Source organism: Micromonospora fluostatini, from assembly GCF_050410825.1.
Lineage (GTDB): Bacteria > Actinomycetota > Actinomycetes > Mycobacteriales > Micromonosporaceae > Micromonospora > Micromonospora rosaria.
Genome location: NZ_CP191251.1, coordinates 1568362 through 1583858, shown reverse-complemented (window position 1 = coordinate 1583858; position 15497 = coordinate 1568362). Strand labels below are relative to the sequence as shown.

General features: G+C 74.1%; 11 protein-coding genes. 5 read left to right on the top strand and 6 right to left on the bottom strand.

The features are described 5' to 3' along the window. Positions 1-62 precede the first annotated feature (62 nt). Together ACQUFX_RS06640 and ACQUFX_RS06635 are read right to left on the bottom strand one after the other, a co-directional pair. Positions 63-1097, bottom strand: coding sequence for a hypothetical protein (locus ACQUFX_RS06640; protein WP_428965142.1), 1035 nt, complete (start codon positions 1095-1097; stop codon positions 63-65). 295 nt (positions 1098-1392) lie between these two features. Further along, positions 1393-2442, bottom strand: a complete 1050-nt coding sequence (locus tag ACQUFX_RS06635) for an aldo/keto reductase (RefSeq protein WP_428965141.1) — start codon at positions 2440-2442, stop codon at positions 1393-1395. Positions 2443-2738: 296 nt separating this feature from the next. Between ACQUFX_RS06635 and ACQUFX_RS06630 the strand changes: the two genes are divergently transcribed. From ACQUFX_RS06630 to ACQUFX_RS06610, 5 genes are read left to right on the top strand one after another with little or no spacing between them, the layout of a single operon-like run. Continuing rightward, positions 2739-3206 (top strand): hypothetical protein, encoded by a 468-nt coding sequence (locus tag ACQUFX_RS06630; RefSeq protein ID WP_428966879.1) that lies wholly within the window; start codon positions 2739-2741, stop codon positions 3204-3206. Continuing rightward, a complete protein-coding gene (locus ACQUFX_RS06625; protein ID WP_428965140.1) occupies positions 3206-4615 on the top strand; it encodes a hypothetical protein in 1410 nt (469 codons plus the stop codon). Before ACQUFX_RS06630 ends, ACQUFX_RS06625 begins: the two co-directional genes overlap by 1 nt. After that, a complete protein-coding gene (locus tag ACQUFX_RS06620) occupies positions 4612-6012 on the top strand; it encodes a VWA domain-containing protein (protein WP_428965139.1) in 1401 nt (466 codons plus the stop codon). The genes ACQUFX_RS06625 and ACQUFX_RS06620 overlap by 4 nt, the downstream gene beginning before the upstream one ends. Positions 6013-6022: 10 nt before the next feature. Next, complete coding sequence (locus tag ACQUFX_RS06615) at positions 6023-7135, top strand: ATP-binding protein (RefSeq protein ID WP_428965138.1); 1113 nt, start codon at positions 6023-6025, stop codon at positions 7133-7135. 2 nt (positions 7136-7137) lie between these two features. Beyond that, complete coding sequence (locus ACQUFX_RS06610; protein WP_428966878.1) at positions 7138-10038, top strand: DUF5682 family protein; 2901 nt, start codon at positions 7138-7140, stop codon at positions 10036-10038. Positions 10039-10232: 194 nt separating this feature from the next. On the opposite strand, the gene ACQUFX_RS06605 is transcribed toward ACQUFX_RS06610, so the two are convergent. From ACQUFX_RS06605 to ACQUFX_RS06590, 4 genes are all read right to left on the bottom strand, one after another. Beyond that, positions 10233-12275 (bottom strand): heavy metal translocating P-type ATPase, encoded by a 2043-nt coding sequence (locus ACQUFX_RS06605; RefSeq protein WP_428965137.1) that lies wholly within the window; start codon positions 12273-12275, stop codon positions 10233-10235. A gap of 100 nt (positions 12276-12375) precedes the next feature. After that, positions 12376-13992 (bottom strand): alpha/beta hydrolase, encoded by a 1617-nt coding sequence (locus ACQUFX_RS06600; protein ID WP_428965136.1) that lies wholly within the window; start codon positions 13990-13992, stop codon positions 12376-12378. A 258-nt stretch (positions 13993-14250) separates the two neighbouring features. After that, positions 14251-14463 carry a type II toxin-antitoxin system antitoxin gene (locus tag ACQUFX_RS06595; RefSeq protein WP_428965135.1) on the bottom strand — a complete coding sequence of 71 codons (213 nt, stop codon included), beginning with the start codon at positions 14461-14463 and terminating at the stop codon, positions 14251-14253. 4 nt (positions 14464-14467) lie between these two features. Beyond that, on the bottom strand, positions 14468-15379 hold the full coding sequence (locus ACQUFX_RS06590) for an SPFH domain-containing protein (RefSeq protein WP_428965134.1): 912 nt from the start codon (positions 15377-15379) through the stop codon (positions 14468-14470). Positions 15380-15497: the final 118 nt, after the last annotated feature.

Here is a 15497-nt window from a genome sequence, read left to right as displayed (position 1 = left end):
CCGCGACCAGGGCCAGCGTCCGACCACGGTCCACAGAGGATGGGAACGGTATCGGCCGGCGGTCAGTGGCGACTGAACAGCATCGCCCGGCCGTCGCGGATCCCGGCGATCTGGCCCCAGATGTTGATGTCGACCACCTCGTCGGTGGCGCGCAGCCCCAGGGTGGTCAGGTCGAACATCCGGCCGTCGCGCCAGAGGAAGGGCCGCCGCTCCCCCTCGGCGGTGTCGGCGTGCCCGATGACCTCACCCCGGTCGCTGACCGCCACCGCCCGACCGCTCGGACCACCCAGGGTGCCGAGGTCGCGGATGACCCCGTCGCGCCACAGGTACGGCCGCTCGACCCCCTCGGCGGTGTGCGAGTACCCGACGATCTCGCGCCGGTTGTTGACGTCCGCCGGCTCGTTGAAGGACTGGTGGCCGAGCGTACCCAGCAGGGTCCGTTCACCCTGGTGGTAGCGGGCGCCGTAGCAGACGCAGCGCACCGGGTTCCAGTTGCTGTTCCACTGGACGACGATGTCCTCCCAGTTGTTGATGAACGCCGGACTACCGTGGTAGATGTCGTTGGTCTGCACCCAGCTCATCACCCCGTCCCGCCAGACGAAGGTGTCGTCCGCCCCCCGGAGCCCCTCGGCGAAGCCGACGACCGTGTTGTGGTCGTTGATGGAGTAGGCGTCGCTGACCCTGGAGGCCGGCCCCAGCAGGGTCACCTCGCCGCGATCCCACACCGCGGCCTCGTAGTACCCCGTCACCGGCGACGGCACCCGGCCCGCCACCACCCCCCGCTCGTTGATGTCGACCCCGAAGAACCCCCGAGCCTCCGACGGCAGGGACAACGGCTCGAACCGCCCGTTCTGCCAGATCGCGGTGCCGTTGAGGACCTGCCCCCGGTCGTTGAGGGCCAGGGACCTGCTGCTGGCGTAGGAGCCGAGGTGCAGGGCGCGGTAGGGGCGCGGGTCGCGGTCGCGCTCGGCGGCCGGTGCGGCGTGGGCCGGCACCGCCGCGCCGCCGGTGACCGCGACGACGACCGTCAGCGCGGCGGCGAGCAGCCGGCCGGGCCGACGGAGGGCGCTGGTGGATCGGTGCGCAGTGATTCGCATGGACGCTCCTGGTCCCGAGCGGCACGGAGCCGCGGCTACTGGGGAGAGTCTTACCACGACGCAGAGTAATTGCATCGGCACCTACCAGCCACAGTGGAGCCAGAGCCGACCGATGGGGAGTAGGGAATCCGACAGCACGGCCGACGAGCGGCGCGCCACCACCCCTAGGGCATCCTAGGAGGATGGGTTGCATGGGTGCCAGGTGTCGGCCATGCACGCGCCCCGCACACCCACCCCGGCGGGGTGGGTGTGCGGGGCGGCGGGCGGGCGGGGCGGCGGGCGGGCGGGGCGGCGCTCAGGCGGCGGCGCGGTCCCGTACCGGGCGACGCCGCCGGTCGGCGTGCGCGAGCGCCGGGAGCTGCCAGGCGCCGTCCGGGGCGTACAGGTTGGTGCCCGGCGGGACGATCTCGTCGATCCGGTCCAGCGTGGCGTCGTCCAGGCTGATCGAGGCGCCCTTGAGCAGGCCGTCGAGCTGTTCCCGGGTGCGCGGGCCGATGATCGTGGAGGTGACCGCCGGGTGCGCCGTGGTGAAGGCGAGCGCCAGCTCCGGCAGCGAGCAGCCGGCCTCCTCGGCCACCTCGACGAGCCGCTCGACCGCGTCGAGCTTCGCCGCGACGCCGGGCAGCGCCGGGTCGAACCGGGCCGGGGTGAGGGCCGCGCGACCGCTGGAGAGGTCGACCGGCTGGTCCCGCCGGTACCGCCCGGTGAGGAACCCCGAGGCGAGCGGGCTCCACACCAGCACCCCCATCCGGTACCGCTGGCACACCGGCAGCACCGCCGCCTCGACCTGCCGGGCCAGCAGCGAGTACGGCGGCTGCTCGGTGCGGAACCGGCCCAGCCCGCGTAGCTGCGCGACGTGGTGGGACTCGACGATCTCCTCCGCCGGGAAGGTCGAGCAGCCGAAGGCCCGGATCTTGCCAGCCGAGACCAGGTCGGTCAGGGCGGCGAGGGTCTCCTCGATGTCGGTGTTCTCGTCGGGCCGGTGCACCTGGTAGAGGTCGATCCAGTCGGTGCCGAGCCGACGCAGGCTCTCCTCGACGGCCCGCACGATCCAGCGGCGGGAGTTGCCCCGCCGGTTGCGCCCCTGCCCCATCTGGAAGTGGAACTTGGTGGCCAGGACGACCTCGTCCCGCCGGCCGTGCAGGGCCCGCCCGACGATCGCCTCCGACTCCCCCGCCGAGTACATGTCCGCCGTGTCGACGAAGTTGATCCCCTGGTCGAGGGCGGCGTGGATGACCCGGGTGCAGTCGTCGTGGTCCGGGTTGCCGACGGCGCCGAACATCATCGTCCCCAGGCAGTAGGTGCTGACCTCGATGCCCGTGCCACCCAACGTGCGGTACCGCATGACCCGTCCTCCCCTGCTGATGGCCCGGCGCCGCGCGCGTGCCGGGCGTCGATACGGGCCTCACGGTAGGGGTTCGAGTCGGCTCGAAGTCAACCGATGCGTGAACGACGCCACCCTCCCCGGCCGGCGTGCGCCGGCGCGGAGATGTCGTACCGGTCCTTCATGATCCATGGCGTCACGACGGCGCCGGAGCGGTTTCCGGCGTCGGCGGCAGCACGGGCGACGCCGGGGGTCCCGGCGGATGGGGAGGTTCGGTAGTGGCGGACGCGGATCGGGCCGCGTGGCGGCGGCGGAGCGTGCTGCGGGTGGTGGCTCCCGCACGCGCCCGCAAGCTGGCCAAGGTGCCCTTCGTCGAGCTGGCCGACGGCCGGTTGCAGGGAGTGGTGTCCAGTGGCACGGACATCGAACGAGTCTACGTCTCGTCGGTGACCGCGACCACGCACGCCTACCACTGCAGCACCAACAACAACCGGCCCTGCGGCGGGCTGCGCGGTGCGCCGTGCAAGCACCTGCACGCCCTCGCCGACGAGGCCGTGGTGCAGTACGGCGTCGACCGGGTCGCCCGCTACCTGCGGGTCGAGATCGACGACACGGTGGCCACCGGACGCCAGGTGCTGGCCCGGATGGACACCCGGCACGAGCCGACCCCGGCCGCCGTGGTGTTCAGCCGGTTCCTGCGCCACCTGGCGTACCTGGAACTCCCGGCGAGCGCCGCGCCGCTGCCCGAGCTGCAGTGGTTCCCGTCGACCCTGGCCGGCCGCTGATGCGGGGCACCCAGGTCGCGGCGCTGCGCGACGGTGTCCCGGCGGGGCTGCCCGACGCCCTCGACGTCGTCGCCGGTTTCGACGAGGCCCTGGTCCGGGGGTTCGCCCGGGTCGGTGAGCAGGACGCGGCGGCGCTGGCCGCGCTCGCCGGCGCGCTGGCGGGGACCCCGCTGGGCGACCCGGTCGCCGAGGCGGCCGGCAAGGTGACCGCCGGCTCCGTCACCGCGGACCATCTCGCCGTCCTGGCGGGGGCCCGGTCGGCGCTGCTCGGCGCCGCGCACGACGCCCTCCTCGGTCAGCTCGACGCCGCGCTGGGGCGCGACCGGTCGCCGTGGCCGGTGACCGACCCGGCCGGCACGCCGGCCGGGCCCGAACCGGCCGCCGGTCCCGCCGCCGGGGCGCGGGCCTGGCTGCACGAGGTGGCCGTGACCGGCTGGCGCGGGGTGGACCACGACGTGCTCACCGCCGCCGGTACGCCGATCGAGACCGCCCTCGCCGTGCCCGGCCTGCGCCGGCTCGCGGTGCTGCTCGACGGTCTCGCCGCCGAGCTGCGCGCCAGCGTGCCGGTCGGCACGATGCCGCAGGTCCCGGCCCGGCGGTGGGCGGACCTGTGGGCGCGGGGCATGCTGCTCACCCAGGCCGCGCCGCCGGCGGCGCCGGGCACCGTCGCGGTCTCCGGCCGGCTGCTCCCCCTCGGTGTCGACCTGCACGAGCACGACACGGCGGTCCAGGCCCAGGTGCACGCGGTCCTCGAACCGGCCGACGGGGGCCCGCCCCGGCTGGTCCGCACCACGGTCGGCGCGGCGAAGGTGGACACCATCGTCGGCCCGGCCGTCTGGGGCCTGCTGCGGGCCTGCCCGGTCCTGCTGACCGCGCTCGCGCAGCGGCGGGCCGTGACCGTCACCGACGTCCCGCTGCACGGCGGCGACCTGCTCTGGGACGACGGCCGAGCCCGCCTCGGCGAACCGGCCGACCCGTTCGCCACGGCCCGGGTGCTGCTCGGCCCGGCGACCGCCGCGCCGACCGCGCCGCTGGACCGGCACCCGGTCGCCATCGCCGAGCCCGTCCTGGTGGAGGGGCGCGTCGTGCGCGACGACGACGGCACGCTCACCGTCGACCTGGACGGCCACCCGGTCGCGGTGGACACCGCCCGGCTGCCGGCCGGCGGGCCGCTCACCCCCGACCTGGTGGCCACGGCGACGGCCGTGCTGGGGCTGCTGCGCTGGGACGACGGCTGGTCGGTGCAGCCGCTGGCGGTCCTGGCCGCCGTGAAGAAGCAGCCGGTCGAGGCGCACAACGGGGACTGGGCCGACGGTGTCACCGATGCCCGGGTGGCGAAGGCCGAGGCCAGGGCGGGCGACGCCGTGGCCGTGCTGCGCGAGCGCGCGGGACGGTTGCTGCGCCGATGACCGACATCGTGACCACCGGCGCAGCCGCCGACGCGAACCGCCGTCAGGTGCTCTACTGGCGGCTGCTCGCCCGCCTCTTCGACCACGACGAGCAGCCCACGCTGGAGACGGCGAGCATGGCCGTCGTCGACGACCTCGGCCTGCCCGCCGCGCTGTTGGACCCGTCGGTCTCGGTGGACACCGTGGTCCAGCGGTTCCCGGCCCTCGCCGACGACCTGCGCGGCCTGCTGGGCCCCACCGCTGCCACCGACCCGGCCGGTGCGGCCGGGCCGGCGGAGGACACCGACGGGTCCGACGCCACCGCCGACGGGCCGGCGCGGGCAGGGGACGGGATCGGCGCGGACGAGGTCCGCCGGGCCGCCCTGGTGTCCAAACTGCTGCTCAACGTCTTCTGCACCGGCTCCGGCCCGGTCACCGCCGGGCAGTTGGCCCGCTGGCAGTCCGACGCCGGCTGGTTCGAGCAGGCCCTCGGCGTCGAGGCCGGTGAGCTGCGGCGGCAGGGCACCGGGCTGGGCGCCACCCTGTCCGGGCTGGAGGGCGACCTGGTCAGCCGGATGCGGCTGCGTGAGGTGCTCGCCGACCCGGTGCTGGCCCGGCAGCTCACCCCGAGCATGTCCCTGATCGAGCAGTTGCTCCGGGACAAGGCCAACCTCTCCGGGGTGGCGCTGGCCAACGCGAAGGCGCTGATCCGGCGCTTCGTCGACGAGGTGGCCGAGGTGCTGCGGACCCAGGTGGAGCAGACCAGCGTCGGTGCCATCGACCGGTCGGTGCCGCCGAAGCGGGTCTTCCGCAACCTCGACCTGGACCGCACCATCTGGCAGAACCTCACCAACTGGAGCCCGCAGGACGAGCGCCTCTACGTCGACCGGCTGTACTACCGGCGGACCGCCCGCAAGACCACGCCGTCGCGGCTGATCGTGGTGGTGGACCAGTCCGGCTCGATGGTCGACTCGATGGTCAACTGCACCATCCTCGCCTCGATCTTCGCCGGGCTGCCCAAGGTGGACGTCCACCTGATCGCGTTCGACACCCAGGCGCTGGACCTGACCCCGTGGGTGCACGACCCGTTCGAGGTGCTGCTGCGCACCAAGCTGGGCGGCGGCAACGACGGCCCGGTGGCGATGGCCATGGCCCGGCCGAAGATCGTGGAGCCGAGGAACACCGTCATGGTCTGGATCTCGGACTTCTACGAGTTCGGCCGCTCCCAGGCGCTCTTCGACGGCATCGAGGCCGTGCACCGCTCCGGGGTGCGGTTCATCCCGGTCGGCTCGGTCAGCAGCTCCGGCCAGCAGAGCGTCAACCCCTGGTTCCGCCAGCGGCTGAAGGACCTCGGCACCCCGGTCATCTCCGGCCACATCCGCAAACTCGTCTTCGAGCTCAAGAGCTTCCTCACCTAGGAGACCCCGCATGTCCGATATGCTGCGCGCCCCCGCCGAGGTCAAGTACGCCGACGAACTCGCCTACCTGGAGTCGGTCGACACCGGCCCGAAGCCGTTCTCCTGGCGGCTCAGCCCCCGGATGGTCCGGCTGTTCGTCCTCGGCTCGGAACGCGCCGACGGCCTGGACCGGGACATCCCGCAGAAGTGGTTCGGCGACCGCAGCTTCGTCGAACGCAGCATCGTCACCCTGGCCTCGGACCGGGGGCTGCTGCTCATCGGCGACCCCGGCACCGGCAAGAGCTGGCTGGCCGAGCTGCTGGCCGCGGCGGTGTGCCGCAACTCCACCCTGGTCGTGCAGGGCACCGCCGGCACCACCGAGGACCACATCAAGTACTCCTGGAACGTCTCGATGGTGATCGCCAAGGGGCAGTCCCGGGAGTCGATGATCCCCTCGCCGATCATGACCGCGATGGAGCAGGGGGTGATCGGCCGGTTCGAGGAGCTGACCCGCTCCACCAGCGACGTGCAGGACGCGCTGATCTCGATCCTGTCGGAGAAGTACGTCTCCATCCCCGAGCTGGACCACGACAACATCGTCTTCGCCAAGCCCGGCTTCTCCGTCATCGCCACCGCGAACAGCCGGGACCGGGGGGTCAACGACCTCTCCTCGGCGTTGAAGCGGCGGTTCAACTTCGTCCGGATCCCGGTGGTGTCCAACAAGAAGAGCGAGGCGGAGATCGTGCGGTTCCGGACCGAGGAGTTGCTGCGTCGGCACCGCATCGACCTGGACGTGCCGCCCACCCTGCTGGACATCCTGTTGCAGAGCTTCGCCGACCTGCGGGCCGCCGCCGCGTCGGCGACCAGCGACGACGAGAAGCTGGAGTCGGCGCTGTCCACCGCCGAGCAGATCGGGGTCCTGGAGGACGCCATCCTGCACAGCCAGTTCTTCGGCGACCGGCAGCTCCGCGCGGAGACCCTCGCCGGGTCGCTGATGGGGTCGCTGGCCCGGCGCAGCCCGGAGGACCTGGCCATCCTCAACAAGTACCTGCACGGCGTGGTGGAGCCCCGGGCCAAGCAGGGCGGCGGGGAGTGGACGGCCTTCCTCGACGGTGGCCGCCAGGCGATCGCGTCGCTGTCGTGACGGTGCCCGACCTCTCCCCCGCCGCCGGGCCCGCCCCGGCCGGGCCCGCGTCGGGTGCCGCGCCCTTCGCGGCGCTACGCCAGCAGCTCGCCGACGCGGCCACCGCCTTCGCCGGCTCCCCGGACGCGCTCGCCGAGATCCTCGCCGGGATCGTCGACGACGTCGACCGGGCCCTCGGCGAGCGGCTGGAGATCTTCCCGGTGTGCCACCACTCGCCGGCCTCCGCGCTGGCCATGGTGCGCCGGCTGCGTGCCAAGCAGCCCCGGGTGATCTACCTGGAGCTCTGCGAGGACCTCCGGCCCCTGCTCGACGAGCTGAGCCGGTGCCGGCTGCCGGTGGCGGTGCAGGCGTTCGCCTCCGAGGTGGACGGCTTCCCCGCCGAGTGGGCGCCGCTGAGCGTCGTCGCCCCGGTCACCGAGGCGTCCGCCGAGTACCAGGCCATCGCGTACGCGCTGGAGACGCCGGGGGTGGAGCTGGTGCTGGTGGACCGCTCCACCGACCACGTCTTCCAGTGGTCGCCCCGGACCGTGCCCGACGGCGACCCGCCGGAGGGCGCCAGCCCGCCGGAGGAGGAGGCCGCCCTGCACGGCGACGCGGTCGGCGTGGAGGTCGGCGACCTGCGGCCCCGGTTCGCCGAGCTGGAGGCGCACCTGCTGCACCACGGCAAGGTGCGGCACTGGTCGGAGTGGTGGGAGCAGTACGTGGAGCGCCCCCTCGCCGGGGCCGACCACGACACGTACCGGCAGGTGATGGTGCTGATCGGCAGCCTCTTCCGGCGGCTGCGCCCGACCCGCGCGGACCGGCTGGACCGGGACGAGGACCGTGAACGCTACATGTGGACCCGGATCCGGCAGCACCTCGCCCGCACCGGCGTCGACCCCGCCGACTGCCTGTACGTCTGCGGCGCCTTCCACGCCGCCAGCCGGGTCGAGCAGTTCGGCCTCGACTCCACCGCCCCGGACTTCGAGATCAGCCCCCGGACCGGCACCGGCTGGCGGTACGGGCTGATCCCGTCCAGCCACTCCGCCATCGAGGCGCAGTTCGGGCTGGCCCCCGGCTCGGTCTCGATCGCGGCGGCGAGTTGGGCGAAGGCGGTGAGCGCGGCGCGGGTCACCCCGTACCGGCTGGCGGGGCAGCCGGGTGAGCGCAGCCGGGCCGGGCGCGGCTCGGGTACCGGGCGCGGGCGCGTGGCCGGCACCCCGGCTCCGGACGCGGCGGACGGGTCGGTCACCGACCGGCTCACCGGGTTCCTGGCCGCGCCGCCGCCCCTGGACGGTCTCGACGAGGCGGAGCTGCGCGGCTGGTGCGTGGACATCGTCCGGCTGGCCCGCCGCAACGGGTACCTGGCCAGCACCGCCGACGCGATCGCCGTCTTCGAGCACTCGATCCTGCTCGCCGGCCTGCGCAACCGGGCCCGACCCACCCCGTACGACTTCGCCGACGCGGCCGTCACCTGCATCGAGAAGGACGTCGTACCGGGGCGGCGGGACGTCCGCCGGCTCTGCGAGATCCTGCTCGGCGGGGACCGGATCGGGCAGGTCGGCTACCACGCCCTGCCGCCGCTGGCCCGGGACGTGCTGGACCGGCTCCGGCCGCTCGGGCTCGACCTGGAGAAGCGGACCGTCCAGCGGGCGTTGCTGGACCTCACCGCCACCCCCGCGCTGGCCGCCTGCTCGGATCTGCTGTGGCTGCTACGGCACCTGCTGCCGGCCGACGCGGTCCGCCCGATCATGGGCGAGCGGCGGCTGGGGCACCGCTCGATCCAGGAGAGCTGGGACCTGGCCCTGGGCCGCAACCAGCGCGCCCTGATCGAGCTGGGCTACGAGGGGGTGACCGTCGAGCAGGTGCTGGAGCAGCGGCTGCGGCGCGCGGTCCGGGCCCCGGACGCGACGGCGGCCGGCACCCTCGCCGCCGTCGAGGACGCCCTCCGGCTGTTGGACAGCCCGCGCCTGGTCGACGACCTGGGCACCCGGGCGGTCGAGCTGCTGGCCGCGGAACGGACCGTGGACGACGCCCCGGACGTGCTGCGCCGGATCCGCCGGCTGCTGGCCCACTACCGGGCCACCACGGCGGCCCTGCCGGCCTGGTGCGAGGCGTTCATGACGACCGGGTACGCGCACTACTGCACGCTGCTGCCGTCCGCGTTCGTCGACGACGAGGCGGGCACCCGGCAGGTCGGCGCGATGCTGGGCTTCCTGTTCAGCCTGGAGAGCGTGGCGCTGTCGCTGGGCTGCGACCGGTCCCAGCTCGAACTCGCCGTCGCGCAGTGTCACCCGGAGGCACCCGCGAAGGTCGCCCTGCTCTGGGCGGCCCGGCACCAGCTCGGTCTGCTGCCCCTGACCGAGCTGCGGGCCCGCTGCGCCGAGCTGCTGGCGAACCCGCTGGTCGTGCCGGCCTTCCCGCAGTACCTCGCCGGTTTCGTGCACGCGCTGGAGCCGGTGCCCGGGTTGGCGCCGTTCGTGGTGGAGACGATGTCGACCGCGTTCGCCCGGCTGCCCGACCCGGTGCTGCTGCCGTGGCTGCCCACCCTGATCACCACGCTGCGGGACCAGGGTCCGGAACTGGTGCCGTTGCTGGTCCGGGAGGCCGGCCGGACCTTCCCCGGCGGGCTGGCGGAGTTGGACGCCTGGGTGCCGCCCTGGCAACGGCCGGCGGGCGGGCCACCGGCCGGCCCGCCGCTGCTGCCGGCCGGCCGGGTGACGCCGCTGCTCGCCGCCCACCCGGCGGCGGTGGACGCGGTCGCCGCCCTGTTCGGGTACCCCGGTGGGTGGCGGTGGGACGCCGCCGGGGCGGGCGGGCCGGCCGGCGGGGCCGCGGCGGCGGGCGCGGCGGCGTTGCTGACCGCGCATCCGGCCGCCGTCGAGGCGGTCACCGCGCTCCTGGTCACCGCCGCCGAGCGCTGACCGGAGGAGCGGCGCGGCGGGGCCGGGGCGGGGACAGGCTTCGGTGTCGCGAGCCTGTCGAGCTGCCCCCATGGACGGGGCAGCCGACCGTACCGGTTCGCCGCCGCAGGTGGTCCTGTGAAAGGGGCAGCTCCAAAGGGGCCTCGGACATTGGTCCCGACGGGAACGGCTCGGCGGCGGGGTGCGACGATCCGTCATCCGGGGGTGAGCCGGACGCGGCGTAGCAGTTGGGCGTTGAGCGCGACCACGATGGTGGAGGCGGACATCAGCACCGCCCCGACCGCCGGGCTGAGGGTGACCCCGGCCCAGGCCAGGGCACCGGCGGCCAGCGGCAGCGCGACCACGTTGTAGCCGGCCGCCCAGGCCAGGTTCTGGAGCATCTTGCGGTACGAGGCGCGGGACAGCCGGATCACCGCCGTGACGCCGCGCGGGTCGGAGGAGGCCAGCACCACCCCGGCCGACTCGATCGCGACGTCGGTACCGGCGCCGATCGCCAGGCCGACGTCGGCGCGGGCCAGCGCCGGGGCGTCGTTGACCCCGTCGCCGACCATCGCCACCCGCCGGCCCCGGGCCTGCAGGTCGGTCACCGCCCGGTCCTTGTCGGCCGGCAGCACCTCGGCGAAGACCTCGTCGACGCCGGGGCGGAAGCCCAGCTCGGTGGCGACCGCCTCGGCCACCGGCCGGGCGTCCCCGGTGAGCATGGCGATCGTGCCGATGCCCTGGTCCCGCAGCTCGGCGACGGCCCGCCGGGCCTCCGGCCGGACCTCGTCGGCGAGGGCGAAGGCACCGACGACCACCGCGGGCCCGGCCGTACCCCCCGCGGTGGGAAGCCGGACCAGGTGCAGCACGGCCGCGCCCCGGGTCGACCACTCGCGGATCGCGTCCCGCAGTTCGGCGGGGACGGTGGCGGCCAGCTCGGTCAGCAGCGCGGGGCCGCCCACCGCGTACCCGGTGCCGTCGACGGTGGCGCGGACCCCACGGCCGGGCAGCGAGCGGAAGTCCCGGGCCGTCGCCCGCAGACCCCGCTCGCCGGCCCGGGCCACCAGCGCCCGGGCCAACGGGTGCTCGCTGTCGGCCTCGACCGCGCCGGCCAGGCGCAGCACCTCGTCCTCGTCGAGGGTGCCGGTGGCGGCGATCCCGGTGACCGTGTGCGCCCCCTTGGTGAGGGTGCCGGTCTTGTCGAACAGGACCGCGTCGACGGTCCGCATCCGCTCGAGGGCGTACCGGTCCTTGACCAGGATGCCGGCCCGCGCGCCGAGCGCCGTGGAGAGGGCGATCACCAGCGGGATGGCCAGCCCGAGGGCGTGCGGGCAGGCGATCACCAGCACCGTCACCGTGCGAACCACCGCCTCGTCGAGGTCGCCGAGCGCCCACCAGAGACCGAAGGTGACCACGGCGGTGGCGGTGGCGACGGAGAACAGCAGCGCGGCGAACCGGTCGGCGAGCACCTGGGCCCGGCCGCTGGCGGCCTGCGCCTGGGCCACGAGCCGGCCGATGCCGGCCAGGGCGGTCTGCTCGCCGACCGCCTCGACGCGGATCCGCAGGGCGGAGTCGGTGGCGACGGTGCCGGCGACCACCCGTTCGCCCACGGTACGGGGCACCGGGCGGGACTCCCCGGTGATCATCGACTCGTCCAGTTCGGCGGTGCCGTCGACGATCCGGCCGTCGGCCGGCACCCGACCGCCGGAGCGGACCAGCACCAGGTCGCCGACGCCCAGCGCCGACGCCGGTACCCGGTGCACGGTACCGTCGGGGTCGATCCGCTCGGCGTCGTCGGGCAACAGGGTGGCCAGCGCCGTGAGCGCGCCCCGGGCCTGCCCGATCGCCTTCATCTCCTGCCAGTGCCCGAGCAGCATGACGGTCACCAGCGCGGCCAGTTCCCACCAGAAGTCCAGGTCGAAGACGCCGAGGCTGGTGGCGACCGAGGCCAGGTAGGCCACCACGATCGCCATCGAGATCAGCAGCATCATGCCCGGGGCACGGTCCCGGACCTCGCGGACCCCGCCGACCAGGAACGGCCAGCCGCCGTAGCCGAAGACCACCGTGCCGAGCACCGGACCGACCGCGGCGATCCCCGGAAAGTCCAGCGAGTACCCGAACCAGTCCATCACCATGTGGCTGGTGAGCACGATCGGCACGGTCAGCGCCAGGCTGAGCCAGAACTTTCGCCGGAACTGCGCGGGATCGTGTCCGGCGTGCGTGTCGTGCCCAGCGTGCGTGTCGTGGCCGTGATCCATCTCCGCCACCTCCACCCCCGACCATATACCCCCCAGGGGTAACTGGTCAGGGGTGTGTCGGGTGGACCACGAGGGCGCCTGGTACGCGGACCGGCACGGCTTACCGGACGGCGAGCGGACCGGAGGGGACCGGCCACGCGACCGACGCGACGTCGACGTCGTCGGGTGACGGACCGGGGCACCAGCGGTCCCGGTCGGGCAGCGCTCCTGTGGTGAGGAACGTGGTGGCGATGCCCTCGGCGCACGGCCCGGACCGGATGCCGTACACGCCGTGCCCGCCCGCGTCCTGGGTGACCATCGTCGCCCGCCGGTCCAACGCCCGGCGCAGCCCGAGCGCGCCCTGCCAGCCGGTCGAGGGGTCACGCAGGTTCTGCAGGATGAGCACGGTGCGCGGCCCCTCGCCGGTGACCGCCACCGGTGGCTCCAGCGGCCGGTACGGCCACGACACGCACGGCCACACGTTGGCCGGCATGCCGGCGGTGACCGGGAACAGCCGGCGGTCGACGGCCACGGCGCGGGCGTACGGGTCGACGTCGCGCGGCCACGCCACGTCGCCGCAGGCGACCGCGTAGAGGACGGCGAGGTTGTTGTCGGCGGGCACCTGGGCGGCCGGCACCTGGGCCGCCGGCACCGCGCGCCGCAGCGCGGGCAGGGCCGCCGGTGGCGTCGCCTGGGCGAGTTCCCACCAGATCGCGGCGAGCTGCGGAAAGTTGCTGTCGCGGTACAGGAGGGAACGGGTCATCTCGCGGTAGATGGTGCCGGTGACCACGAGACCGGGTACCACGAGAGGGTCGCGGTCCAGCGCCGCCGCGGTCGCGACGTAGGTCTCGGTGACCGCGGCCGGCGTCGCGCCCAGCCCGTACTCGTCGTGGCGGGCGGCCAGCCAGCCGGTGAAGTCGGGGAAGCGCAACGCCACGGCCGGGCCCCACTGGCGGAAGACACCGTGCCAGATCCGGTCCGGGTCGACCGCGCTGTCCAGGATGATCCGGTCGCCGTGGCCCGGGAACAGCGAGAGGTAGACCGCGCCGAGGTAACTGCCGTAGGAGTACCCGAGGAACGACAGCTTCGGCTCACCGAGCGTGGCCCGGATGCGGTCCATGTCGCGGGCGGTGTTGGCGGTGGTGATGTACGGCAGCACCGCGCCGGAGTGTGCCGCGCAGGCGCGCGCCGTCGTCCGGGCGAACTCGACGTTGCGGGCGATCGAACCGTCCGGCGCCGGGTAGGGCAGGGCGAGCTCGGCCATCGTGGCCGGGTCGGTGATGCCGCAGGTGATCGGGGTGCTCGCCCCGACGCCGCGCGGGTCGAACCCGATCAGGTCGTAGCGGGCCAGCACCTCGGCCGGCAGCACGGCGGCGAGGAAGCTCGGCATGTCGAGCCCGGAGCCGCCGGGCCCGCCCGGGTTGGACAGCAGGATGCCGCGCCGCAGGCCCGGCTCGGTTGCGGCGATCCGCGAGATCGTGATGTCGATCTGGCGGCCGTGCGGCCGGCGATAGTCCAGCGGCAGGCGCAGCGTGGCGCACTCCTGGCGGGCGTCGCGCTCGGAACCTCCGGCCGGTGGCGGGCAGCCACCCCAGACCGGCCCGGCCGGTGCGGCCGGTGGGGCCGTCGCCCCTGCCGGAATCGCCGGGGCGAGCGTGGCCGCGAGCACGGCCAGCGCGACGAGCGCGCGTGAGCGCCGCCTCCGTCGCCGGCGGGTCGGGTTTTCCTGGTCGAGCACCGGGCACCCCCAAATCATCGATGGCTGCGATGGTCGTCACGCCGTTGCGGAACGGTACGGGCTGCCGGCGAGGGAGTATGTGGCGGACCGGGAGGTGTCCGGAGGATCCCCCGGTGGGAGAGCTGACCGGCCCCACCACCGAGGGTAACGTCCTGGATCGATTTGTACAGGGCGACGCGGCCGGCCCGCTGAGCTGCGTCAGCGCCGCCGCCGTCACCGCGCTGACGGCGCAGCGGGAGGCTGTCCGGTACGGCCGCGTCACTCTCCTTCCGGGTCGGTGGCACGGGGTCGGCCGGGTCCGCGCATCCGGCCGACGCCCCCGGGCAGCCGGCCGGCGTCGGCGAGGGCCTTGCGCAGGAGGTACTCGATCTGGGCGTTGGTGCTGCGGAACTCGTCGCCGGCCCAGCGCGCGAGCGCGTCGTGCACGGCCGGATCGAGCCGGAGGAGGAGCTTCTTCCGTTCGGCGGCCATGTGTCTAGGAGTAGAGGGTGCCCGCGTTGACGACGGGCTGGGCGTCCCGGTCGCCGCACAGGACCACCAGCAGGTTGCTGACCATCGCGGCCTTACGTTCCTCGTCGAGGTCGACGACGTGGTTCTCGGAGAGGCGGACCAGCGCCATCTCCACCATGCCCACGGCGCCCTCGACGATGCGGGCACGGGCCGCGACGATGGCGTTCGCCTGCTGCCTGCGCAGCATGGCGTGAGCGATCTCGGGTGAGTAGGCGAGGCGGGTCAGCCGGGATTCGATGATCTTCACGCCCGCCGCGGCGACCCGGACACCGACCTCTTCCGACAGCCGGGCGGTGATCTCGTCGGCGTTGTCGCGCAGGGACATCCGGGTGGTGTCGTGGGAGTCGTAGGAGTAGCTGTTGGCGATGTGCCGGACGGCGGTCTCGGTCTGGATGGCGACGAACTCGATGAAGTCGTCGACCTCGAAGACGGCGCGGGCGGTGTCCTCGACCTGCCAGACGACGACGGCGGCGATCTCGATGGGGTTGCCGTCGGCATCGTTGACCTTGAGCATGTCCGTCTCGTGGTTGCGGATGCGGGTGGAGACCTTGCGCCTGGCGGTGAGCGGGTTGACCCAGCGGAGCCCGTCGGTGCGGACGGTTCCGGTGTAGCGGCCGAGAAGCTGAAGGACGCGCGCCTCACCGGGGGCGACCGGAGTGAGGCCAGCCAGAGCGACCAGGGCGGCCAGCCCGAACAGGAGGCCGAGACCGATGAGGATCCCCCCGACCACGCCGTCCTCCTGCTGCCCGCCGACGACGGAGACGGCGACGCTGAGGGCGATCACCAGGATGGACGCGGCGAGGACCGGCCAGCCCGAGGCGCCACGGGCGATGCGCTCGCGCACCTGGGGGGCGGGCAGGTCGAGGTGTTCCGGCATGGCGGGGCTCCTTCGTCGTGATGATGTCCTAACGCTAGCAAAGTGATATCACAATTCCAACCGGCCGGGCACTCGACCGGCCCCTGCGGGGAGCGGTGGCTGCACAGGAAGGTGGGGC

Bases quoted from the DNA above. Each gene is read 5' to 3' on its own strand.
- ACQUFX_RS06640 (WP_428965142.1), bottom strand. From the start codon at position 1,097: ATGCGAATCACTGCGCACCGATCCACCAGCGCCCTCCGTCGGCCCGGC.
- ACQUFX_RS06635 (WP_428965141.1), bottom strand. From the start codon at position 2,442: ATGCGGTACCGCACGTTGGGTGGCACGGGCATCGAGGTCAGCACCTAC.
- ACQUFX_RS06625 (WP_428965140.1), top strand. From the start codon at position 3,206: ATGCGGGGCACCCAGGTCGCGGCGCTGCGCGACGGTGTCCCGGCGGGG.
- ACQUFX_RS06620 (WP_428965139.1), top strand. From the start codon at position 4,612: ATGACCGACATCGTGACCACCGGCGCAGCCGCCGACGCGAACCGCCGT.
- ACQUFX_RS06615 (WP_428965138.1), top strand. From the start codon at position 6,023: ATGTCCGATATGCTGCGCGCCCCCGCCGAGGTCAAGTACGCCGACGAA.
- ACQUFX_RS06605 (WP_428965137.1), bottom strand. From the start codon at position 12,275: ATGGATCACGGCCACGACACGCACGCTGGGCACGACACGCACGCCGGA.
- ACQUFX_RS06595 (WP_428965135.1), bottom strand. From the start codon at position 14,463: ATGGCCGCCGAACGGAAGAAGCTCCTCCTCCGGCTCGATCCGGCCGTG.
- ACQUFX_RS06590 (WP_428965134.1), bottom strand. From the start codon at position 15,379: ATGCCGGAACACCTCGACCTGCCCGCCCCCCAGGTGCGCGAGCGCATC.